Below are 22152 nucleotides of genomic sequence, written 5' to 3' on the forward strand. Positions count from 1 at the left end.
CGGTCCGCCCATGCAAGGGAACATGCCGCCCGAGGCACAGGAGAAGATCGAGGAGCTGCAGGACCTTCAGGAGACCGCACAGCAGGTCGCCGAGCAGAAGGAGCAGGCCCAGTCCGCGCTCAACGAGTCCAAGACTGCCCTCGACGCCCTCGAAGACGTCGACGAGGACGCGGGGATGTACCGCGAGATCGGCGAGGTCCTCGTCGAGACGGACTACGAGTCCGCCTACGACGACCTCGAGGACAAGGTCGACTCGCTCGAAGTCCGCGTCGAGCAGCTCGAGAAGCAGGAGGAGCGCGTCGAGGAGCAGTTCGACGACCTCCAGAGCGAGCTCCAGCAGATGCTCCAGGGCGGCGCGGGCGGCGGCGGCCCGATGGGACCGGGCGGTCCGGGCGCCGGCGGCGCGTAAGGCCGTGACCGACGACGCCGACGCCGCCGCGGAGCCGAGCGACGACGAGGTCGTTCGCACCGCTGCCGAGGCGGCCGAGGGGATCGTGTTCAAACACTACGACCAGTCGACGGTCACCGACCTCGACGTCACCGTCACGTTCGAGGAGGGCGTCCTCGACGTCGACGTCTACCTCAACGCCCCGGAGGACGCCGGGCCGGACCCGGACGCGGTCGCGCAGGAGGCGGTCGAGACCGCGGGCGAGGCCGTCGACGAGCTGTTCGAGGCGTAGGCGCCGGCCGTCTTTTCCGACCGGTGCGCCCCCGAGACGACGAGCGGCGCGACCGCGTCCGGCGTCCGCGCATCGGGTACTGTTAACGTCTCGCACGTCGTGGGTCGGGCCGACATGTACGACGCGATACTGTGTCCGACCGACGGGAGCGCCGGGAGCGCCGCCGCGACCGAGCAGGCCTGCGGCCTCGCCGCCCTGACGGGCGCCCGGGTCCACGCGCTGTTCGTCGTCGACGAGGGCATCGCCGGCGCCGACGAGTGGGACGTGGTCGTCGAGCGCGAGGAGGCGCGCGGCGAGCGCGCGCTCGACGCGGTCGCCGAGGCGGCCGCGGCGCGCGGCGTCGAGTGCGAACTACACCTCCGCCGCGGCCGCCCGCACGAGGAGATCCTCGACGCGGCGGCGGACTACGGCGTCGACCTGATCGCGATGGGCACGCACGGCCGCACCGGGATCGGGCGCTTCATCGCGGCGGGGTCGGTCGCCGAGCGGGTCGTGCGATACAGCGAACTCCCGGTGTTAACGGCGCACGTCGGAGAATAGCCCGCGGCGTACGTCGGCGAACCGCTCGCGTTCTACGCCGACTCGCAGATCGCGACGAAGTTCTCGAAGACTTCCTCGCCGCGCTCCGTGTGCGCGACCTCGGGGTGCCACTGGACGCCGTACAGGTCCGCGTCCGCGTCGGCCATCGCCTCGATGCCGCAGACGTCGGAGGTGGCGGTGCGGGCGAACCCGTCCGGCAGTTCGGTCACCTCGTCGGCGTGGGAGGCCCAGACGCGCGTCTCCGGCGCGAGCGAGCCGACCAGCGGGTCCTCGTCGTCGGTTATCTCGACGTCGACGTCGGCGTAGCCGCCGTAGTCGCCCTCGCCGACCGCGCCGTCGAGCTCCGCCGCGATCAGCTGCATCCCCAGGCAGATCCCGAGGACGGGGACGTCGCGGTCGAGGTAGTCCGGCGCGTTGCCGACGCGGTCCATGTCCGGGCCGCCCGAGAGGACGACCCCGTCCGCCTCGACCTCGTCGGCCGGCGTCTCCGCCGAGATTATCTCGGTGTCGACGCCGAGGTCGCGGAGCGCCCGGCGTTCGAGGTGGGTGAACTGGCCGTGGAGGTCGATGACGACGATCCGAGTCATGGCCTCGATTGACGGCTGTCGCACAAAAACGGCTCGGAACGGAACACAGTCACGTGGTGGTTTCGACTCCTCGAAGCCCGAAGTGATCCACGAATCCGGATCGATCAGAGGTCGAGCGGGCCCCGCTTCGTGAACTCCCGCAGGAGCGCGGTCGCGTACGACCCGCTCGGGAGCGCGAAGGCGAACCGCGGGTCGCCGCCCTCGAACGTCACGTCGAGGTCCGTGCGCAGGAGGACCGCGCGCCGCGTCCCGTTCGAGTCGAACTCGCCGGGGAGCGCGAAGTCGCCCGTCTCGACGCCGGCGTCGGCGAGGACCTCGCGCTCGATCTCGCCCGGCTCGCCGTCGCCGAGCGACGTCTCGGTGCCGACGAGCGGCGCGGTGACGAAGGCCCGCCCGCGCTCGCAGTGCCGCGAGACCACGTCGACCCGGTCCGCGTCGACGCGCTGGAGGCGGTCGGCGTCGGGCGCGTACAGCCCCTCGGGGGCGTCGCCGTCGGCGAAACAGACCACGTCGCCGGCGACGGGGCGGTCGAACGGGAGCCCGCGGCGCAGCCGCTCGCTCACGATCCGGTTGAAGAGGAACGACTGCGCGGCGTTGACGAACAGCCGCTGGAGGTTCGAGGGCACCGCCTCCAGGGCGTGCCACCAGTCCTCGTCGTCCGGCGGCGCGTCGGGGGCGACGCCGCGGTCGTCGAGCCGGTGGACCATCGAGCGCTCGAACCGGAGCTTGCCGGGGATCGCGTCGAGGCAGGCGGCCCAGTCGCCGTCGCCCGTGCCGTCGGCGGCGGGCCCGCCGTCGAGTCCGGAGTCGCCGCTCACCCCGAACGCCGCGTCGACTCGGTCTCGCGCGGCCCGGGTGTCGTCGGGCTCCGCCGCGGCGGGGTTCCCGGCGTACAGCCGGACCGCCTCGCGGGGGTCGTTCCGCGCGATCGCCAGCCCGACGACGTGAGTGACGGGTCGCCGGCTGCCGAACCGCTGCTGGCCGAAGTAGTTCGGGACGCCGACGGTCGCCTCGATCGACTCGTCCACGCTCGGACCGCTGCTCCCGTCCGCGTCCGTCTCGTTCGCGTCGCCCTCGTCCGCGTCGCCCGCGAACGCCCGGAGGTCCCGCACCGCCTCGGCGACGCGCTCGGGGGCGCCGTCGACCGCGTCCGCGACGCGGATCTCGAAGGCGTTGCCCGCGAGGTCGCCGAACGAGAGGCTCCGCCCCGCCCGGCCGAGCGCCGCTATCTCGGCGCCGCGGATCTCGGGGAGGTCGTCGGCGTCGGCGCCGCGGACGGTGAACAGCTGCGTCGTGACGGCGCGCTTGTCCTTCGTCCCCGCCCACGAGACGCGCTCGCGGCTGACGCCGAGCGCGTCCGAGAGCCGGCGCGCGAAGTCGTTGGTGTCCCAGTCGCGGAGCGTCGCCCGGACGACGAGGTCGGGGTAGCTGCCGGGGTCGGCGTCGAGCGGCTCCGCGTCGAACGCCTCCAGCTCCCGGACCCGGAAGTCCTCGGGCGACTCGCGGAGCCGTCCGCCGATCCCGTCGGCGCGGCTGGCGTAGTACCCGATGCCGACCGCGCGCTCCGTCGGGTGCGCCTCGCGGAGGGAATCGCCGTCGGCCATTCAGAACAGCGAGAGGTCGCCGGTCACGCGGTCGACGCTGTCGTCGCGGGCGGGGCCGACCGCGAGCGCGGTGACGGTCCCCGGCTCCAGCTGGGTGTGGCCCGCGTCCCGGACGACGGCGTACGGCAGCCCCTCCTTGTCGGCCTTGTCGGCCAGTTCGAACAGCTGGCTCTCGGAGCTTCCCTTCAGCACGACCTTCTTCTGCCCCTCGCCCTGCCACTTCTTCCGCGCCCGGTCGCTCGCGTCCTGGTACGCGGACAACGACGCGTGCGCGACCTGCGCGGCGAGCTTCCCCTCGCCCATGCCGATGTCCGTCCGGGCGACGATGGCCTGTTTCATACCGTCTCCACCGCCGCCGCGGGTTTAGCGCTTTTCTCTCCGCCGCCGGGCCGCGGCGCTCGTCGGCGGTGGAAATAGCGGGGAACGGGGGACCGACGGCGGCCGATCAGTCGTCAGCGGGCGCCGCGCCGCCGCGGGAAGCAGCGCCGAGACCGGCGGCCATGTCGGCGACCGTCCGCTCGTTGTCGACGACCCAGCGCAGCAGGAGGAACGCGAAGAGGTACTTCGCGATGATGTCCATCCCGCTGTACGCCCACGAGGTGATCGCCACGTCGAGCACGGCGAAGCCCTCGGCGCCGAGGGCCCAGAAGATGGGGTAGCCGAGCCAGAGGACGACGGTGAGCACCTTCAGCGTGTTGAAGATGTCGGCGGTGCCGGCGACCTCCGCGTCCTTCGCCCACTCCGCGAGCAGGATGTAGAGGACGACGACGAAGAACGCGCAGCTGATGCCGTACCAGACCCAGCGCAGCAGGAGCGAGGACGTGGTCAGCGCGGCCGCCAGCCCGGTGACGCACATCCCGACGTCGGCCACTACGGCGGTGAACAGCTTGCTCAGGTTCGAGCCGGCGAGCAGGCCGAGCGCGACGAGGATCATCGGCGTCGAGAACGCCCACGTGAGGTACCGACCCCACGGGGTGAACACTCCGCCCTCGGGGCCGGCGCCCGCGCCGGCGAGCGCGTGCCCGGCCGGCATCTCGAGGAAGCTGACGGTGAGCCCGGAGACGAGCCCCGTGTAGCTGGAGATGGACACCAGCGGTACCATCAGCGTCGCGACGAAGATCAGCTGGGCGCGCGGGTCCTCCACGTTCCGTCCCATGTAGACGAACAGGAGGATCGACAGCCCCGCGAGGGCGATGTTCACCCACAGCGACGCGCTCAGGAGGGTGTTGCTCTGAATGAACTGGAATATCTCGGTCTGTGTCATTTCGAGCGGAACGGTACTCTGCGCGAGGAGGTCGGCCGCTGCTGTTTCTATCATGCGACGTTCTATTACACGTGGCGTATTTATTAAATGTACTAACCTGACTGGTAAGGTTTTCCTGACAGTTTCCCGTCTCAATCCGTATTTTTTGATATATTACCGTTCTCGAACTCGGATTTGGACGGGCGTTTCGGCTTTCTCCCGGTTCAGCGGCCGACCAGCGGCAGTCGGTCGAGCGGGCCGCCGGCGGCGTCCGCCTCGACCGCGGCCGCGCAGTGTTCCCCGCCGAGCAGGCACATCGGCACGCCGATCCCCGGGTTGCTGCTCCCGCCGACGTAGTAGAGGCGGTCGGTCCCGCGGACGCGCGGTCCGGGGCGGAGCGGTCCGGTCTGTCGCATCGTGTGCGCGAGTCCGAGCGCGCTCCCGCCGGGCTGGTCGAACCGCGCCGCGAACTCCGAGACGCACGCCGACTCCTCGGCGACGATCCGGTCGCGGAGGTCGACGCCGGCCCGCGAGTCCACCGCGTCGAGGACGCGCTCCCTGAGCGCCGCCCGCCGGTCCGGCGTGTCGTCGAGCCCGGGCGCGAGCGGCACGAGCGTCACGACCGCCTCGTGGCCGTCGGGGGCGACCGACGGGTCCGTCCGCGACGGGACGTTCACGTACACGACCGGCTCCGTCTCGCCGGTCGGCCACGCGGGGTCGTCGAAGATGGCCGCGAAGTGCGGGTCCCAGTCCGTCGGGAGCGCGAGCGTGTGGTGTGCCAGCTCCGGCAGCTCGCCCTCGACGCCGAGGTACAGCAGGTGCGCCGAGGGACCGTACGTCCGCCGCTCCCAGTAGTCGCCGAGCCGCGGGACGGCGCCCTCGGGGAGCAGCTCGCGCTCGACGTGGGCGGGCGGCGCGTTACAGACCACCCGGTCGTGGACGTAGCGGTCGCCGCCGAGCTCGACCTCGACGCCGCCGTCGATCGGTTCGAGCCCCGTCACCTCCACGCCGGTGTGTACGTCGGCGCCGGCGTCCCGGGCGACCGTCTCGACGGCCTCGATCACCTCGTACATCCCGCCCATCGGGTAGTAGACGCCGAGCCCGTAGTCGACGTGGCTCATCAGCTGGTACAGCGCCGGCGTGTTGTGGGGCGACCCCCCGAGGAAGACGAGCGTGTACTCCAGCAGCTGCCTGAGCTTCGGATGGTCGACGTACGACCGCACCCGCTCGTCGAGGCTGGAGAGCAGGTCGAGCTCGCGACCGCCGGCGAGGACGTCGAGCGAGAGGTAGTCGCGGAACCGGGACCGCCCGGGGAGGACGAACCGGTCCATCCCGGCGTCGTACGCCCGCTCGGCGTCGTCGAGGTACTCGCGGAACGCCGCGCCGGCGCCCTGCTCGTACGACTCGAACAGGTCGGCCGCGGCGTCCGGGTCGGCGGGCACGTCGGCGCGGTCGCCGTCGTCCCAGAACACCCGGTAGTGCGGGTCGAGCCGACGCAGGTCGTAGAACTCGTCGGGCGACCGGCCGAAGTCCTCGAAGAACCGCTCGAAGAGGTCCGGGAGCAGGTACCACGACGGGCCGGTGTCGAACCGGAACCCGTCCAGCTCCAGCCGACCGGCGACTCCCCCGACGCGCTCGGCGCGCTCGTACAACGTCACCTCCGCGCCTCCGGCCGCGAGGTAGGCGGCGGCGGAGAGCCCGCCGACGCCGCCGCCTACCACCCCCACCGAGGCTCCGCGCAGCGGCTCGTCGCTCATGGGGTCGGTAGGGGCTCGCGCCGTGAGTGTGGTCGCCAACTCTCGACGGCTCTTTATCAGGCGGGCGGGCGGGGCGCCGCGGGGCGTACTCGTTCGGCTTCCTTTTTTTCCGGCTTCGGGCACAGGATCGACACATGGGACGGCGGTCGCGGTCGTCGGACGGCGCCTCCGCCGACAGCCCCGGTACCGCCGGCCGGCCCGGTTCCGACGGCCTCGCGCGCTCGGGGGCCGCGCGGAGCGGGTCCGACGCCTCCCGAGACGCCGACCGGTCGAGCGCCGGCGGCCGCGACGGCGCCGGCGTCCGCGTCGAGGTTGTCGTCAACGACCCGAGCCCCGCGCCGGTGGCGGCGGCGCTCCCGCCGGGCGCGGTCGCGGAGGACGTCGACCGCGTCCGCGTCGACGGGGCGGTCATCTCGCAGTTCCGCGCCGACCGCGCGGTCGACGCGGAACTCGTCTTCGACGGGGGCGACGAGTTCGTCTACCGCTGCCGCAGCCGCGCGGCGGGCCAGTTCCCGTCCGACGCCGTCGAGTCGCTCGGCTACCCCGTCTCGTCGGTCACGGTCCGCACGGCGCCGGACCGCGTCCGGCTCCGGTTGTCGCTGCCCGCGGCCGACCCGCTCGGCGACGTGATCGACGCCTTAGAGGCGACCGGCGGCTCGGTCCGGCTCGAACGGCTCACCAGCTCCGGCGGCGCCGACAGCCGGTCCGACCCGGTCGTGGTCGACCTGGGGCGGCTCACGGAGCGCCAGCGCGAGGTGGTCCGGACCGCGCAGCGGCTCGGCTACTTCGAACACCCCCGCGAGGCGAGCGCGACGGAGGTGGCCGACGCCATGGGCATCGCCCGCGCGACGTTCTCGGAGCACCTCGCTGCGGCGCAGCGCCGCGTCTTCGACGACCTCGTCGGCGGGTGAGGCCCGGCCCGGCCGGCTCCGCGGGGACGGGCTCGCCGGGGACGGATCCGTTCCCACGCGGCGGGGTCGACCGCGGTATTGAAACCCCTCAGGCGCTCAGATAAGGTATGTATCGCAGACGGTTCCTTCGCCGGACCGGCGCCGCCGGGAGCGCGGCGGCCGCCGTCGGGCTCGCCGGGTGCGCCGGCGTCGGCGGCGAGCCGGACTACGACGTCGGGATGCTCGCCGCCGCGTATCAGCCGCGGGAGGTCACGGTCTCGGTCGGCGACACCGTCGTCTGGGAGAACACGAGCGCACGGGCCCACACCGTCACCGCGACCGAGGGCGGGATCCCGGACGGCGCCGAGTTCTTCGCCTCGGGCGGCTTCGACGACTACGACGCCGCGCTGTCGGCGTGGCAGTCCGACTTCGGCGGGCGGCTGGAGAGCGGCGACCGGTACGAGCACACGTTCACCGTCCCCGGCGCCTACGAGTACGTCTGTATCCCCCACCGCGAGGGCGGCATGTTCGGCACCGTCGTCGTGGAGGAGTGATCGGCGTGGCCCCTCCCGCCCCGCTCCGGCGGCGCTCCCGACGCGACGCCGAGCGACGAAACCCATTCACGCCCGCACGCCGAACGGGAGGTGACTGACTCGCATGGCCCTCTCGCCGCTCCTCGGGACGGACGTGCTGCTGTTCGCCGCCATCGGGCTGCTCGGCGGAGCCCACTGTATCGGCATGTGCGGCCCGCTCGTCACCGTCTACGCCAGCCGGATGGACGCCGACGGCGGGCGGACCGACGGCGGCGAGCCGGGCGCGGCCGGCGTCGCCGGCGCGGAGACCGGCCGCGAGGGCCACCTGACCACCTACGAGGTGCGCCAGCACGCGCTGTTCAACCTCGGGCGGGCCGCGAGCTACGCGGCGATCGGAACCCTCCTCGGCGCGCTCGGCGGCGCGGTCCTCGTCACGACGGCGACGCTGACCGGCGCCGCGACGGCCGTCCGCGGCGGGGTCGGGCTCCTCGTCGGCGCGGCCGTGATCGCCGTCGGCGTCCGGTACCTCCTCGGCGGCGCGACCGGCGGCGTCCACCTCCCCGGGCTCGAACGCGTCACGGGCTGGCTCACGGGACACGTCGACCGGCTCGCGAACGGGCCGGGGATCGTCGCGCTCGGCGCGGTCCACGGGCTGCTCCCCTGTCCGATCCTCTACCCCGCGTACCTGTACGCCCTCGCGAGCGGCTCCGCGGTCGCGGGCGGGGTCGCGCTCGGCGCGCTCGGGCTCGGGACGATCCCAGCCGTCTTCGCGTACGGGACGCTGATCGAGAGCGTCGACCCCGTCCATCGCCGCCGGATCCACCGGCTGCTCGGCGTCGCGTTCGTCGCGCTCGGCTACGTGCTGTTCGCGCACGGGCTGATGTCGGTCGGGATCCGCGTGCCGCACCCGCGGCTCCCGTTCTGGAACCCGCTCGACGCGGGTATGGGGGGCATGTGAGATGAGCGCGACCGACGACGCCGCGGACGCGCGCGACGACCCCGCCGCCTGTACCCTCTGCGAGCTCCCGACCGACGGGGTCGACGTGACCGACGACGAGGGGAACCGCTTCTGCTGTACCGGCTGCCGGGACGTGTACGGCGCCCTCGGCGACGCCGACGTGGACGCCGACGCGGTCCGCGAGCGGCGGGGGGACCGCGAGGGCGACGCGGGCGGCGAGGCGGACGCCGCCGGCGAGCGCGACCTCCCCGACGGCCACGAGGCGACGTTTCTGGAGGTCGACGGGATGCACTGCGCGACCTGCGAGGCGTTCATCGAGGCGGTGGCGACCGACGCCGACGGCGTCAGCGGCGCGAGCGCGAGCTACGTCACCGACACGGTCCGGATCGACCACGACCCGGACGCCGTCACGATCGACGACCTCACCGAGACGGTGAGCGGGCTGGGGTACAGCGCGTACGCCCGCGACGACGCCTTCTCCAGGCGGCAGGCGAGCAACATGGCGACGGCGCGGCTCGCGGCGGGCGTCCTCGTCGGGATGGCGGTGATGCTACAGTACATAGTCCTCATCTACCCGACGTACTTCGCGTTCCCGTTCTACGACGAGCGCACGCTGACGTACCTCAACGAGGCGATGGCCTCGACCTCGGGCACGTACTTCTTCATCGTCATCGGCGTCCTCACCACCATCGTCCTCTTCTTCACCGGGAAGCCGATCCTCCGGGGCGCGTACGTCAGCGCGAAGACGCGCTCGCCGAACATGGACCTCCTCGTCGCCATCGCCGCGGTGAGCGCGTACCTCTACAGCACGCTCGCGGTGATCTTCGTCGAGTCGCCCTCGATATACTACGACGTGACCGTCGCGATCGTCGTCATCGTCACGGTCGGGAACCACTACGAGGACTCGGTGAAGGACCGGGCGACGGAACTGCTCTCCGAGGTCACCGCGGTCCAGGTCGAGGACGCGCGGCGGCTGACCGGCGACGGCGAGGCGGAGTCGGTCGCCGTCGACGCGCTCGAACCGGGCGACCGAGTCCTCGTGCGCGCCGGCGAGCGGGTCCCCGTGGACGGCGAGGCGGTCGACGGCGACGCCGCGGTCGACGAGTCGGTCGTCACCGGCGAGTCGCTCCCGGTCCGGAAGGTCGCCGGCGACGCGGTCGTCGGCGGCTCGGTGGTCGCCGACGGCTCGCTCACGGTCGCGGTCGGGCCGGACGCGACATCCAGCCTCGACCGCGTCGCCGAGCTCGTCTACGACCTCCAGAGCGGGAACCACGGCGTCCAGAAGCTCGCGGACCGGCTCGCGACCGTGTTCGTCCCGGCGGTCCTCGTCATCGCCGCCGTCGCCGCCGGGGCGTCGCTCGCGCTCGGCGGCGCCCCCACCGACGCGATGCTCGTCGGGCTGACGGTGCTCATCGTCTCGTGTCCCTGCGCGCTCGGACTGGCGACCCCGCTCGCGGTCGCCGCCGGGATCCGCGACGCCCTCGAACGCAACATCGTCGTCTTCGACGACACCGTCTTCGAGCGGATCCGCGACGCGGACACGGTCGTCTTCGACAAGACCGGGACCCTGACGACCGGCGAGATGCGGCTGATCGAGCGCGAGGTCGACGACGACCTGCTCCGCCTCGCGGCCGCCCTCGAATCGCGGTCCGCACACCCGGTCGGGCAGGCGATCGCCGCGGCGCGCTCCGCGGCCGACGCGGCCGAGACCGGCCCCGGCGAGGCGGGCGACGAGGGCGCGACGCCGGCGGTCGCCGACGGCGGGGCCGCGGCGGCGGCGGGCGAGCCCGAGGAGGGCGGCGACGGCCCCGCGGTCGAGTCCTTCGAGAGCCACGCCCGCGGCGTCTCCGGCGTCGTCGACGGCGTCGAAGTCGTCGTCGGCCACCCGGACCTGTTCGACGAACGGGGCTGGACCGTCCCGGACGGGATCCGCGCGGCGGTCGCAGACGCGCGCGACGTGGGTCGCGTCCCGGTCGCGGTCGGCCGTGACGGCGCGGCCGAGGGGTTCGTCGTGGTCGGCGACGAGCTGCGCGAGGGCTGGGCGGAGACGGTGACGGCGCTCGACGAGTCGGGCGTCGAGGTGATCGTCCTCACCGGCGACGACGAGCGCGCGGCGACCGTGTTCGCCGAGCACGACGCGGTCTCGTCGGTGTTCGCCGGCGTCCCGCCGGAGGGGAAGGCCGAGGCCGTCAGGCGGCTGAAGGAGCGCGGCGTCACCGTGATGGTCGGCGACGGGACGAACGACGCGCCGGCGCTGGCCGCGGCCGACCTCGGGATCGCGCTCGGCGGCGGCACCGCGATGGCGGCCGACGCCGCCGACGTGGCGATCGTCGACGACGAGCTCGGCTCCGTGGCGACGGTCTTCGAACTCGCGCGGGCGGCCGGCCGACGCGTGAAGGGGAACATCGGCTGGGCGTTCTGCTACAACGCGGTCGCCATCCCGCTGGCGGCGACCGGCCTGCTGAACCCCCTCTTCGCCGCCGTCGCGATGGGCGCGTCGAGCCTGCTCGTGGTGACGAACTCCTCGCGGGCGCTGCTCGCCGAGGAGTAACTGACGCGTCGGCCGCGTCCGGACGCCGCCGATCACGCGACGCCGACCCAAAGACACATCCCGTCGCTCGCGCTGGACCCCGACATGCCACTCGGCGAAGCCGAGCGGCGCGGAAGCGGCCGCTCGACGCCCTCCCACGACGAGACGAACGAGGAGTCCGACGATCGTCGATTCGGCGTCGCCCTCGTCGCCACGGTCGGCCTGCTCAGCGGACTGGCAGACCTCGGCAGCGGACTGCTGATGGCCCTCGGCCCGCTCTTCCTGGTCGGCGTTCCGGTCGCCGGCATCGGCGCGGTGAAGTGCTGGGCTGCGATCGGCCTCTACCGGCTTCGACCGCGGGCGGTCGGGCTCACGGCGCTGTTTTTCGGCGTCGCCGCGATGCTGGCTGCGGGCCAAGTCCTGTTCGCGCTCCGGGCCGGCGACGGCGCCGCCGCGCCCACCGTCAACCTCGTGATCGACCTCGCCGTCGTCGGGTACATGCTCGTGCTCGTCGACGAGGTCGAGTGATCGCGGCGCCCGACGGCGACCGGTCCGGCCCGACGCTCGGCCCCCGACGACGCCCGGCGCCTCTCTCGCGACCCGGCCGCGCCCGCCCCTACCGCAAGCGACTTTCGGCTCACGCGAGTAGGCGGGGGCGATGACAGACCGACAGCAGCAGCCCGCGGTACCGACCCGAAACGGGATGCCCGTCCTCGGGCTCGGGACGTGGGAGAACGACGAGCCCGCCCAGTGTACCGAGTCGGTCGCGAACGCGCTCGACGCCGGCTACCGCCACGTCGACACCGCCCAGATCTACGGCAACGAGGCGGCCGTCGGCGAGGGGATCGCCGAGAGCGACGTCGACCGCGAGGACGTCTTCCTCGCGTCGAAGGTGTGGATCGACAACCTCGCGCCCGCCGACGTGGCCGCGTCGACCCGCGAGAGCCTCGACAAGCTCGGCGTCGACTCGGTCGACCTCATGTACGTCCACTGGCCGGCCGGGGAGTACGAGCCCGCGGAGACGCTGCCGGCGTTCGCCGAGCTGCGCGACGACGGCCTGATCGACCGCATCGGCGTCTCCAACTTCGAGCCGGAACACCTCGACGCCGCGGCGGACGCGCTCGGCGAGGCGCCGTTCGCGAACCAAGTGGAGATGCACCCGCTGCTCCGCCAGGAGGAGCTGCGCGAGTACGCCGACGCCAACGGCGTCGAGCTGGTGGCCTACTCGCCGCTCGCGCGCAGCGAGGTCCTCGACGACCCGGCGATCGTCGACATCGCCGAGAAGCACGGCGTCAGCGCGGCGCAGGTGAGCCTCGCGTGGCTCCGCGAGTCCGGCGTCACGGCCATCCCGAAGGCGACCGGGATCGACCACATCCGCGACAACCTCGCCAGCCTCGACCTCGACCTCGACGACGAGGACGTCGCGGCGATCGACGACCTCGGCCGCACCGACCGTCAGCTCAACCCCGACTTCGGGCCGGACTGGTAACCGCCGGGGCGCGGCCGCGCGGACCGCCTCACTCCGCCGCGCGCGGCAGCGACACCGTGATCCGGTTGCCGCGCTCGTCGCCCGCCGTGCCGACCTCGACCGACACGCTCCCGTTCGACAGCTCCACGCTCCAGTAGACGAGCCAGAACCCGAGCCCGCTGCTGTGGTACACGTGGCTCATGTCGTGGTCGCCGGTGAGCACGTCGGCCTCGACCGCCGGGATGGGCGGCAGGTCGTCCTCGACGACGAGCTCGGCGCCCTCCTCGGTGCGGCGGAGACGCACCGTCACCGCCGGACTCCCGTCGTCGCTGTGCTGGAACGGGTTCTCCAGGAGCTCGATCACCGCCGAGCGGAGCTCGCAGCGCCCGTCGACGACGACCGCGTCGAGCCCGTCGACCGCGATAGATCCCTCCGGGTACCGCTCGCCGACGGTCTCGACGGCCTCCTCGACCACGCTCCGGAGGTCGATCGCATCGGTCCCCCGCTGGTCGGTGATGAGCTCGATCACCTCGCGCTCCTTCTGTGCGGTGTCGAGGAGGCTCTCGCCGACCCGCCGGATCACCGCCGTGTGCTCCGCCGACCCGGGGACCTCGTCTTCGAGCTCCTCGGCCTTCCCGAGGACGATGTTGAGATCGTTCCGGAGGTTGTGCCGGAGGAGGTTGTCCATCACGACGAGCTGGCGCTCGCGGCGCCGCCGGTCCGTGACGTCCTTCGTGAACCCCGTGATCCGGACGACCTCGCCGTCCTCGACGATTGGCTCGCCCTGAACCCAGACCCACCGCTTGTAGTCCTCCGCGGCGTTCACGCGGTACTCCATGTCGACCGATTCGCCCGCGGAGAGCCGTTCCATCGCCTCCTTCACGGCCGGGCGGTCCTCGGGGTGGATCGCGTCGAGGAACGTCGCGGGGTCGCCGCGGAGCTCGTCGAGCGAGCCGCCGTACATCTCCTCGTACGCCGGGTTCGCGAAGAGCAGCTCCGACCAGTCGGCGTCGAACATCCAGAGCACGTCGCTGGAGACCGCGGCGATCTCCCGGAGGTGCGCGGTCGCCTCCTCGCGCTCGCGCTCGGCCGCCACGCGGTCGGTGATGTCCCGCGAACTGACGACGAACCCGCCGAGCTCCCCGTCGGTGAGGTTTGACATCCGGCTCTCCAGCCACACCCACGAGCCGTCTTTGGCCCGGTGGCGGTACTCCGCCGTGACCTCGGTGAAATCGTCGGTCCGGATCGCCCCCTCGAAGGTGCGCCGCACGGCCGCCCGGTCGTCGGGGTGGACGTACCCGAAGGCGTTCGTTCCAACGAGCTCGTCCGGCTCGAACCCGAGGATCTCCTCCGCGGCCGCGTTGACGTACGTGTACTCGCCGTCGACGCTCAACAGGGCGACCTTGTCCTGCGCCTGGTCGAGCAGTAGCCCGTACGGCTCGGAGGCACTCATTCCCCCTATCCTCGTCGGCGAGCCCGTATAACCGTCACGGCCGTTCGACGACCGTGAAGACGCGGGGAGAGCGACCGCGCGGTCGGGTCAGACGTGTTCGGCGAGGAAGTCGACGATCTCGCGGTACGCCTCGATCCGGTTGTCGAGCTTCGCGAACCCGTGCCCCTCGTCCTCGAAGATCAGCTTCCGGACCGGCACGCCCTGCTCGCGGGCCTCCTCGACGATCTGTTCGGCCTCGCCGACGGGCACCCGCGGGTCGTTCTCGCCGTGGAGGACGAACAGCGGGGCCGCGATGCGCTCGATGTTGTTGATCGGCGAGACGGATTCGAGGAACTCGCGGTCGTCGTCGAGCGAGCCGTACTCGGCCTCGCGCAGCGACCGGCGCCAGTCCCCGGTGTTTTCGAGGAACGTGACGAAGTTCGCGATGCCGACGATGTCGACGCCCGCGGCCCACAGCTCCGGGTACTCCGTCAGCGACGCCAGCACCATGAACCCGCCGTAGGAGCCGCCCATCGCGACGACGCGGTCCGGGTCGACCTCGGGGTGGTCGTGGAGCCAGCCGACCCCCTCCCGGATGTCCTTCACCGAGTCCATCCGGTTCTCCACGTCGTCGAGCCCCGAGTACGCCTTCCCGTAGCCCGACGAGCCGCGGACGTTCGGCTCGAAGACCGCGTACCCGTTGTTCAGCAGGTACTGGGTGACCGAGGCGAAGGAGGGCCGGCGCTGCGACTCCGGCCCGCCGTGGATGTCGACGACGACCGGGTAACCCGACTCCGGCGGCTCCGTCTCGGGCACGGAGAAGAACGCGGGGATCTCCCGCCCGTCGAAGGTGGGGTAGTGGACCAGTTCGCGCTCGACGAACGTGTCCGCGGGGATGCCCGCGGTCGAGGCTCGCGTCCACCGTTCCGCCTCGCCGGTGGTCGCCTCGACGACGTAGACGTTCGCGTTGTGGGTGCTGCCCGTCGACGTGACGGCGAACCGGTCGCCGTCGGGGCCGAAGCTCACGCCGCCCGCGACGCCCCGCGGCAGGTCCGGCGTCGGGAACTCGTCGATCCGGTCGGGCGCGACGAGCTCGCCGGCGGTGAGCTCGGTGTAGCCGTCGACGTTCCGGGAGTAGACGAGCCGGCGGGTGTCCTCGTCTATCGCGACGCCGTCGACGTTCCACTCGCCGCCGTCCGCGACCACGGCGAACTCGTCGGTCTCCAGGTCGAGCCGCTCCAAGCGGAGCGTGTCGGTCTCGCGGTCGGTGACGAGGTACACGCCCTCGCCGTCGGGCCCCCACTCCGGGCTGCTGTACCGCACGTCGCCCTCGTGGGACGTGTGGTGGGTCAGGTCGCCGGTCGACAGGTCGAGGGTGTACACGTCGTGGTCGAACGACGAGTGCGCCTCGTGGACGATCAGCCGGTCGTCGCTCGGCGACCAGCCGGCGACGGAGAGCCAGCCGTCGCCCTCGTACACCAGTTCGGCGTCGTCGCCCGTCTCGTCGCGCCCCTGGACGTACACGTCGAAGACGGCCTCGTCGCGGCGGTTCGACGCGAACGCGAACCGGTCGCCGGCCGAGTCCCAGCCGCCCCACCGGTGCTTCGCCTCCGGCATGTCGGTGAGGTTCTCGATCGCGCCGGACTCGTAGTCGAGCCGGTACAGCTGCGCGCGCTCGTTGCCGCCCTCGTCCATGCCGAAGACGGCCTCGGAGCGCTCCGGCGAGGAGTCGACGAAGGAGACGGACTCCTCGAAGAAGGTGTGCTGTTCGGGCCACGACTCCGGCTCGCGGAGCGACCACACCTGCCCCGTGCCGGTCGTGTTGAGGAGGAAGGACAGCCGTCCGTCGGGGCCGAGGTCCGCGCCGCCCGCGTTCCGCACGTTGAGGTAGCGCTCGATGTCGTACTGTCGCATGTCACTCGGTTCCGCGCGTGACCGGAAACCGTTTCGGGTGACGGAACCCCGGCGATGGGGAGGCCGGTCTGGTCGCCGTCAGCGCGCCGTCTGCCGTCCGGATGCCGTGTCTTTTTACCGGCGCCCCCCGTGCGGTCGGCGTATGCGCGTCGCGTTCGCCTCGCTCTTCGCCCCCGGACACGGGGAGACCCCGGCGCGAACGCGGACCCTGCGGACCGCCCGCGGCCTCGCCGCCCGCGGCCACGAGGTCGTCTGGCTCTGCGCCCAGTGGTGGGGCGGCGACGTCGACGCCTTCGACGAGGACGGGATCGAGTACCGGTCGGTCACCGCCGAGCCCGCGCCCGGGGCCTTCGCCGCGCGGCTGCCGGGCGCGGTCCGCCGCGTCGACCCCGACGTGGTCCACGCGGTCAACAGCCCGCCGACGCCGGCGCTCGCCGCCACGGTGGCCGGGTCGCTCTCGCGGGTCCCGGTCGTCGTCGACTGGTGGCGCGACCACCCCGCCGACGCCCGCCGCTGGTACCGGCCGCTCGCCCGGCGCGCCGACGCGGTGACGACGCCCTCGCGGACGACCAAGACGCGCGTCCGCGAGCACGGCGCCGACGGCGACGACGTGCGGGTGCTCCCGGAGAGCATCGACTTCGACGCCGTCGAGGCCGCGGGCGTCGACGACCGGTTCGACGCGGTGTACTCGCGGCGGCTCGACCGCCACGCCAACGTCGAGACGTTCCTGCTCGGGCTCGCCGAGCTGCGCGGCCGCGACTGGACCGCGGCGGTGATCGGCGACGGCCCCGAGCGCGGCCGGATCGAGGCGACCGCGAGCGACCTCCGGATCGACGACCGGGTCGCGTTCCTCGGCGACCTCCCGACCGAGGAGCGGGTCCCGATATTCAAGGGGACGCACGTCGCCGTCGCGACCGCGACGTGGGAGACGTTCGCGACCGACCTGCTGTGGGCGGTCGCCTGCGGCTGCGTCGCCTTAGTCGAGTACCAGGCCGACTCCAGCGCCCACGAGCTCGTCGAGGGGCGCGAGCGGGGGCGGCTCGTCACGAGCCCGGCCGAGTTAGCCGACGAGTTCGTCGCGGTCGGGGACCTCGACCGCCGCGCGGTCGACCGCGAGTTCGCCTCGTTCGACCACGACGCGGTGATCGACCGCTACGTGGCGCTGTACGAGGACGTCGTCGACGGGGAGTGAGCCGCGCGAGGCCGGCAGAAAGGGGTCGGTCGCCGGCCGCTACGCCTGCTCGCGACCGGTGATCGTGCCGCCGTACTTCATGAAGACGAACGCCAGCCCCAGCGTGCTCACCATCGCGATGAACGTCGCGATGCCGAGCGCGCGGGCGGCGTCCGGGACGAACACCGCGTTCGAGCTGCCGCCGCCACCGGTCTCGACGGTGGCGACATCCTCGCCGACGGCGATGCCGCCGTGCATGCCGACCGCGGTGTGAGGGACGCAGTGGTAGTGGGTGATGCCGGCGTCCTCGCTCGACGTCTCGTACTCGTAGGTGTAGCCTTCCTCGCCGACGGGGCTCCCGCTGTCGAGGCTGGCCGGACCGCCGCCGTCGACGGTCTGGACGTTGTGGTCGCCGCCCGCGCCCGTCCACTCCCAGGTGATCGTTGTCCCCTCGTCGACCCAGACCAGGGTCGGGTCGAACGCGAGGCCCTGGTCGCCGGCGCCGACCGAGATGGTCACCGAGTCCTGGCCGCGGGCGTCGGTGTACGACCCGACGTTCCCTTCGGCGCCGCTCGGCCAGTCGGGTGCCACTTCCTGTGCCGCCGCCGTCCCCGCCGTCGCCGTCGCCGCGCCGGCGGCGGCCGCCGCACCGCCGGCCGTCCGCATGAACGCGCGCCGAGAGACGTCGTCCGAACTCATACGAGGCGGTTCGTGGCGGCCCGTAGTGAATATGTTGATCCGAACGCGGCGCGAGCGATCGCCCCGGACCGGTCGCTCGGCCGGTCGATCGACCGGTTACCGGCGGATGCGGTCGAGGTCGTCGAGGAACGCCCGCAGCGTCGACCGCGTCACGTGCGGCATACACACCACGCGGAGCTCGCCCGCCCCGGTCCGCGAGACCTTCCAGCCGGCGTCGCGGAGCGCGGCGAACGTCGGCTCGGGCACGTCGGCCGCGACGAGCGGGAGCTCGGGCTCGACCACGTCGTACCCGCGGTCGGCGAGCCCCTCGGCGAGCCAGTCGGCGTTGTCGGCCGCGCGCTCGGCCGCCTCGCGGTAGCCGTCGGGCCACAGCGCGTCCATCGCCGCGACGGCGCCGGCGACGCCTGCCCCGCTCCGCGTCCCCGTCAGCGTCGCCTGCGACCGCGTCTCCAGGTACGGCGTGTCGACCGCGAGCGCGTCGAGCGCGGCGTCCTCGCGGGCCAGCAACCCCCCGGCCGGGACCGGCGCCTGGCCGAACTTGTGGGGGTCGATCGTCAGCGTGTCGACCGGCGCGTCGGCGAACGACCAGCCGCGGTCGGTGAACGGGAGGACGAACCCGCCCCACGCCGCGTCGACGTGAAGCCGCGCCCCCGCCTCCCCGGCGATCGCCGCCAGCTCCGGGATCGGATCGACGCGGCCGTACTCCGTGCTGCCGGCGACGCCGACGACGAGCGCGGTGGCGTCGTCGACCGCGGCCGCGACGGCGTCGGTGTCGGCGCGGTGCGCCCCGTCGAGGGGGACCGTCCGCAGCTCCACGTCGAGCAGCGCCGCGGCCTTCGTGAACGAGAAGTGCGCGCTCTCGGGGGCGACGACGTTGACCGCGCCCGCGCCGCCGCCCGCCGCCTCGCGGTGCCTGTTCCGCGCGGACCGCACCGCCTGGATGTTCGCCTCGGTGCCGCCGGAGGTGACGTACCCCGCGGCGTCGGCCGGCGTCGGGTGGTCCGCGAGCGTCGCGAGCCCCGCGACCGCCCGGGCCTCCAGCTCCGCGACCGACTCGTAGGTGGCGGGGTCGCCGGGGTTCGTCGCGAGGAACCGCTCGGCGGCCGCGCGGGCGTCCGGGTGCGGCTCGGTGCACATCGAGGAGAGCACCCGATCGAACGACTGCGGCTCCGGTTCCGGCTGTCGCATCTGCCCTCTCGTTGCCGGGGACGGCTCTTACCCGTTCCGCTCTCGGATGCGTCCGAGGGACTCCCCGCTGGCGGCCTCAGCGGACCGAATCCAGCAGGAGCCGCTGCTCGGTCCGCTTCACCTCGTGTTGGACGTCCCGGACCGCGTCGATGTTCGCCGAGATGGAGGAGACTCCCTTCTCGACGAGGAACTCGACCATCTCGGGCTTCGAGCCGGCCTGCCCGCAGATGCTGGTGTCGACGCCGAGCTCCCGGCACGTCTCGATGGTGTCGCCGATGAGCCGCAACACGGCCGGGTGGAGCTCGTCGAACCGGTCGGCGACGTGCTCGTTGTTGCGGTCGACCGCGAGCGTGTACTGCGTGAGGTCGTTGGTGCCGAAGGAGGCGAAGTCGATGCCGGCGTTCGCCAGCTCCTCGATCTGGAGCGCGCTGGCGGGCGTCTCGACCATCACGCCCCAGCGGTGCGTCTCGGGGTCGATCCCGGCCTCGCGCATGTGGGCCGTGATCCCCGCCACGTCGGCCGCGTCGTTGACGAGGGGGAACATCACCTCCAGGTTGTCGTACCCCATGTCGTAGAGGCGCGCGAACGCCGCCAGCTCCTGGCGGAACGGCTCGGGCTTGTCGAGGCTCCGCCGGATCCCCCGCCAGCCGAGCATCGGGTTGTGTTCGGCCGGCTCGCCCTCGCCGCCCTCCAGCTCGCGGAACTCGTCGGTCGGCGCGTCGATGGTGCGCACGCGGACCGGTCGGGGGTAGAACTCGTCGGCGACGCGCCGGACGCCCTCGATGAGCTCGTCCTGATAGGCGCGGGCGCCGTGGTCGGCGATGTACTTCTCGGGCGTCTTCCCGAGCGAGAGCACCATGTGCTCGATCCGGAGCAGGCCGACGCCGTCGGCGCCCGTCGCCGCGGCGCGCTCGGCCGCCTCCGGGATCGAGACGTTCACCTTCACCTCCGTCGCCGTCATCGGCTTGACGGGCGTCTCGGGACGCGCGGCCTCAACCGGTTCGAACTCCTCGCCGGGCTCGGCCGACTCGGACTCGCCCGCCCGGATCGTCCCCTTGTCGCCGTCGAGGGTGACCTGCTGGCCGTCTTCGAGGACCCGCGTCCCGTTGCCGGTGCCGACGACCGCGGGGACGCCGAGTTCGCGCGAGATGATCGCCGCGTGGCTCGTCATCCCCCCCTCGTCGGTGACGATGCCGGCGGCGCGTTTCATCGCGGGCACCATGTCGGGCATCGTCATCTCCGTCACCATCACGTCGCCCTCCTGGACCTGGTCGAGGTGGTCGAGCTTGTGGACGATCCGGACGGCGCCGGAGACGACGCCCGGGCTCGCGCCGAGCCCGTCGACGAGCACGTCCTCCTCTTCTCCGCCGTTCGGGACGCTGGCCGCGCCCGGCTGGCCAGACGACGCGTCGCCGGCGGTCGACTTCCGCGGGGTCTCGCCGCCGGTGCCGGCCTCGTCCGCGCCCGCCTCGCCGCCGGCGTCCTCGCGGATCGTCGTGATCGGACGCGACTGGAGCATGTAGATCTCGCCGTCGTAGATCGCCCACTCGACGTCCTGCGGGGCGCCGTAGTGGGACTCGACCCGCTCCCCGAGCTCGACGAGGTCACCGATCTCCGCGTCCGAGAGGACCCGCTCGTGTCGGCGCTCCTCCTCGACGTCGAGCTGGACCGTCTCGCCGGTCTCCGCGTCCTTCACCATCTCGACCTTCTTGTCCGCGACGGTGACCTGATCGACCGCGCCGCGCTCGCGGTCGTACACGTAGTTGTCGGGCGAGACGGTGCCGGAGACGACCGCCTCGCCGAGCCCCCACGCCGCCTCGATGGTGACCTGCGGCTCGCCCGTCGAGGGGTGGCTGGTGAACATCACGCCGGACTTCTCGGCGTCGACCATCCGCTGGACGACGACCGCGATATCGACCTCGGAGTGCGGGAACCCGCGCTGCTGTCGGTAGTAGATCGCGCGCTGCGTGAAAAGCGAGGCCCAGCACTCCTTCACGCGCCGGAGGAGGTCCTCCTCGCGGACGTTGAGGAACGTCTCCTGCTGCCCGGCGAACGAGGAGTCGGGCAGGTCCTCGGCGGTGGCCGAGGAGCGCACGGCGACGAACGCCTCCTCGCCGTCCTCGCCCATCGCCCGGTATCGGTCGAGGATCTCCTCGCGCACCGGCTCGGGGAACGGCGTGCCGAGGATCAACTCCTCCGCGCGCTCCTCCGCCTCGCGGAGCGCCGCGGAGTCCTCGGGGTCGACGTCGACCGCCTCGAACAGCTCGTCGTCGATCCCGGCCTCCTCGATGAACGTGCGGTACGTCCCCGCGGTGACGGCGAACCCCGGCGGCACCGGAAGCCCCGCACCGATGAGTTCCCCGAGCGACGCGGCCTTCCCGCCGACGGTCCCGACGTCGTCGGCATCGACGTCCTCCAGCAAGAGTACTGCCATTCGTGTGTCCGGAGGATCCGCGAGCCGACGTATGAAGCTTCCGGCAGCCGTAACGATGAATAAAAGATTACTCGCCGCCGAGTTATCTCCGTGCGTCGGAGTCGACACACCGAATCGCTGAACAGCAGCTTCAGTTCGGAACTCCTCTGGCGCTGACTGCGGCAACCCCGGTCACACCCCCTCGGATTCGGGCATGGATCCCTCGCTGGTCAAACTCACTTCTGGTCCTTCTATCCCAGTCCGCACTCGCTGAGCGACCACGTGAACGGACGAGTGCGACGCAGGAGTCCGACGGCACGGCAATCTCTGTCGGAGTCGAGAGTAGGACCGGGACCGCGACGAGACCGCCGCGGCCGCGAGCGAAAACGAGGGCCGAAGGTCGGGGACAGCGAACCGACACGCGGTTCGTACCACTCCGTAACGGTCGAACTGGTCTATACTTACCTTCCGTTTTGCGATTAGTCCCTGTAACTTGTTACAGTACTTGTAACAAATATCTCCGACTGCGCGTCCGGTACGACTCG

General features: G+C 72.3%; 20 protein-coding genes. 10 read left to right on the top strand and 10 right to left on the bottom strand.

Annotated features, from left to right (window positions below):
* Positions 1-22 precede the first annotated feature (22 nt).
* The 3 genes from EXE44_RS10540 (at position 23) to EXE44_RS10550 (ending at position 1220) form a co-directional block, all read left to right on the top strand.
* Entirely contained in the window at positions 23-409 is a 387-nt protein-coding gene (locus tag EXE44_RS10540; protein ID WP_053771965.1) for a prefoldin subunit beta, read from the top strand.
* Positions 410-413: 4 nt separating this feature from the next.
* Positions 414-680, top strand: a complete 267-nt coding sequence (locus EXE44_RS10545; RefSeq protein ID WP_121561750.1) for a DUF3194 domain-containing protein — start codon at positions 414-416, stop codon at positions 678-680.
* Between the two features lie 114 nt (positions 681-794).
* Positions 795-1220, top strand: a complete 426-nt coding sequence (locus EXE44_RS10550) for a universal stress protein (protein WP_137717109.1) — start codon at positions 795-797, stop codon at positions 1218-1220.
* 32 nt (positions 1221-1252) lie between these two features.
* Here EXE44_RS10550 and EXE44_RS10555 read toward each other — a convergent pair whose 3' ends face one another.
* The 5 genes from EXE44_RS10555 to EXE44_RS10575 all read right to left on the bottom strand — a co-directional run bounded on the left by EXE44_RS10555 (position 1253) and on the right by EXE44_RS10575 (position 6411).
* Complete coding sequence (locus EXE44_RS10555) at positions 1253-1807, bottom strand: GMP synthase subunit A (RefSeq protein WP_137717110.1); 555 nt, start codon at positions 1805-1807, stop codon at positions 1253-1255.
* A 104-nt stretch (positions 1808-1911) separates the two neighbouring features.
* Complete coding sequence (truD, locus tag EXE44_RS10560; RefSeq protein ID WP_137717111.1) at positions 1912-3411, bottom strand: tRNA pseudouridine(13) synthase TruD; 1500 nt, start codon at positions 3409-3411, stop codon at positions 1912-1914.
* A complete protein-coding gene (gene pth2 / locus EXE44_RS10565) occupies positions 3412-3750 on the bottom strand; it encodes a peptidyl-tRNA hydrolase Pth2 (RefSeq protein WP_137717112.1) in 339 nt (112 codons plus the stop codon).
* Positions 3751-3856: 106 nt separating this feature from the next.
* Positions 3857-4675 carry a bacteriorhodopsin gene (locus EXE44_RS10570; protein ID WP_137717141.1) on the bottom strand — a complete coding sequence of 273 codons (819 nt, stop codon included), beginning with the start codon at positions 4673-4675 and terminating at the stop codon, positions 3857-3859.
* A gap of 203 nt (positions 4676-4878) precedes the next feature.
* Positions 4879-6411, bottom strand: coding sequence for an NAD(P)/FAD-dependent oxidoreductase (locus tag EXE44_RS10575; protein WP_137717113.1), 1533 nt, complete (start codon positions 6409-6411; stop codon positions 4879-4881).
* Between the two features lie 134 nt (positions 6412-6545).
* On the opposite strand from EXE44_RS10575, the gene EXE44_RS10580 reads away from it, so the two are divergent.
* The 6 genes from EXE44_RS10580 (at position 6546) to EXE44_RS10605 (ending at position 12811) form a co-directional block, all read left to right on the top strand.
* A complete protein-coding gene (locus EXE44_RS10580; protein ID WP_137717114.1) occupies positions 6546-7322 on the top strand; it encodes a helix-turn-helix domain-containing protein in 777 nt (258 codons plus the stop codon).
* Between the two features lie 107 nt (positions 7323-7429).
* Positions 7430-7855: a plastocyanin/azurin family copper-binding protein gene (locus EXE44_RS10585; protein ID WP_121561757.1), complete on the top strand. Its 426-nt coding sequence runs from the start codon at positions 7430-7432 to the stop codon at positions 7853-7855.
* 103 nt (positions 7856-7958) lie between these two features.
* Positions 7959-8792: a sulfite exporter TauE/SafE family protein gene (locus EXE44_RS10590; RefSeq protein ID WP_137717115.1), complete on the top strand. Its 834-nt coding sequence runs from the start codon at positions 7959-7961 to the stop codon at positions 8790-8792.
* A gap of 1 nt (position 8793) precedes the next feature.
* Positions 8794-11343 (top strand): cation-translocating P-type ATPase, encoded by a 2550-nt coding sequence (locus EXE44_RS10595; protein WP_137717116.1) that lies wholly within the window; start codon positions 8794-8796, stop codon positions 11341-11343.
* Between the two features lie 84 nt (positions 11344-11427).
* Complete coding sequence (locus EXE44_RS10600) at positions 11428-11850, top strand: hypothetical protein (protein WP_137717117.1); 423 nt, start codon at positions 11428-11430, stop codon at positions 11848-11850.
* A gap of 175 nt (positions 11851-12025) precedes the next feature.
* Positions 12026-12811 (top strand): aldo/keto reductase, encoded by a 786-nt coding sequence (locus EXE44_RS10605; RefSeq protein WP_137717142.1) that lies wholly within the window; start codon positions 12026-12028, stop codon positions 12809-12811.
* A 28-nt stretch (positions 12812-12839) separates the two neighbouring features.
* Here EXE44_RS10605 and EXE44_RS10610 read toward each other — a convergent pair whose 3' ends face one another.
* Entirely contained in the window at positions 12840-14243 is a 1404-nt protein-coding gene (locus EXE44_RS10610) for a PAS domain-containing sensor histidine kinase (RefSeq protein ID WP_137717118.1), read from the bottom strand.
* Between the two features lie 87 nt (positions 14244-14330).
* Positions 14331-16136, bottom strand: a complete 1806-nt coding sequence (locus EXE44_RS10615) for a S9 family peptidase (RefSeq protein WP_137717119.1) — start codon at positions 16134-16136, stop codon at positions 14331-14333.
* A gap of 142 nt (positions 16137-16278) precedes the next feature.
* On the opposite strand from EXE44_RS10615, the gene EXE44_RS10620 reads away from it, so the two are divergent.
* Positions 16279-17328, top strand: coding sequence for a glycosyltransferase (locus EXE44_RS10620; RefSeq protein ID WP_137717120.1), 1050 nt, complete (start codon positions 16279-16281; stop codon positions 17326-17328).
* Between the two features lie 39 nt (positions 17329-17367).
* On the opposite strand, the gene EXE44_RS10625 is transcribed toward EXE44_RS10620, so the two are convergent.
* The 3 genes from EXE44_RS10625 to ppsA form a co-directional block, all read right to left on the bottom strand.
* The gene (locus EXE44_RS10625) at positions 17368-18006 is read right to left on the bottom strand and encodes a halocyanin domain-containing protein (RefSeq protein ID WP_137717121.1); all 639 of its coding nucleotides are present in this window, start codon (positions 18004-18006) and stop codon (positions 17368-17370) included.
* Positions 18007-18102: 96 nt separating this feature from the next.
* Positions 18103-19194 (bottom strand): tyrosine decarboxylase MfnA, encoded by a 1092-nt coding sequence (gene mfnA, locus EXE44_RS10630; protein WP_137717122.1) that lies wholly within the window; start codon positions 19192-19194, stop codon positions 18103-18105.
* A 76-nt stretch (positions 19195-19270) separates the two neighbouring features.
* Positions 19271-21628, bottom strand: coding sequence for a phosphoenolpyruvate synthase (ppsA, locus tag EXE44_RS10635; protein ID WP_137717123.1), 2358 nt, complete (start codon positions 21626-21628; stop codon positions 19271-19273).
* Positions 21629-22152: the final 524 nt, after the last annotated feature.

Source organism: Halorubrum sp. SS7, from assembly GCF_005435055.1.
GTDB classification, from domain to species: domain Archaea; phylum Halobacteriota; class Halobacteria; order Halobacteriales; family Haloferacaceae; genus Halorubrum; species Halorubrum salinarum.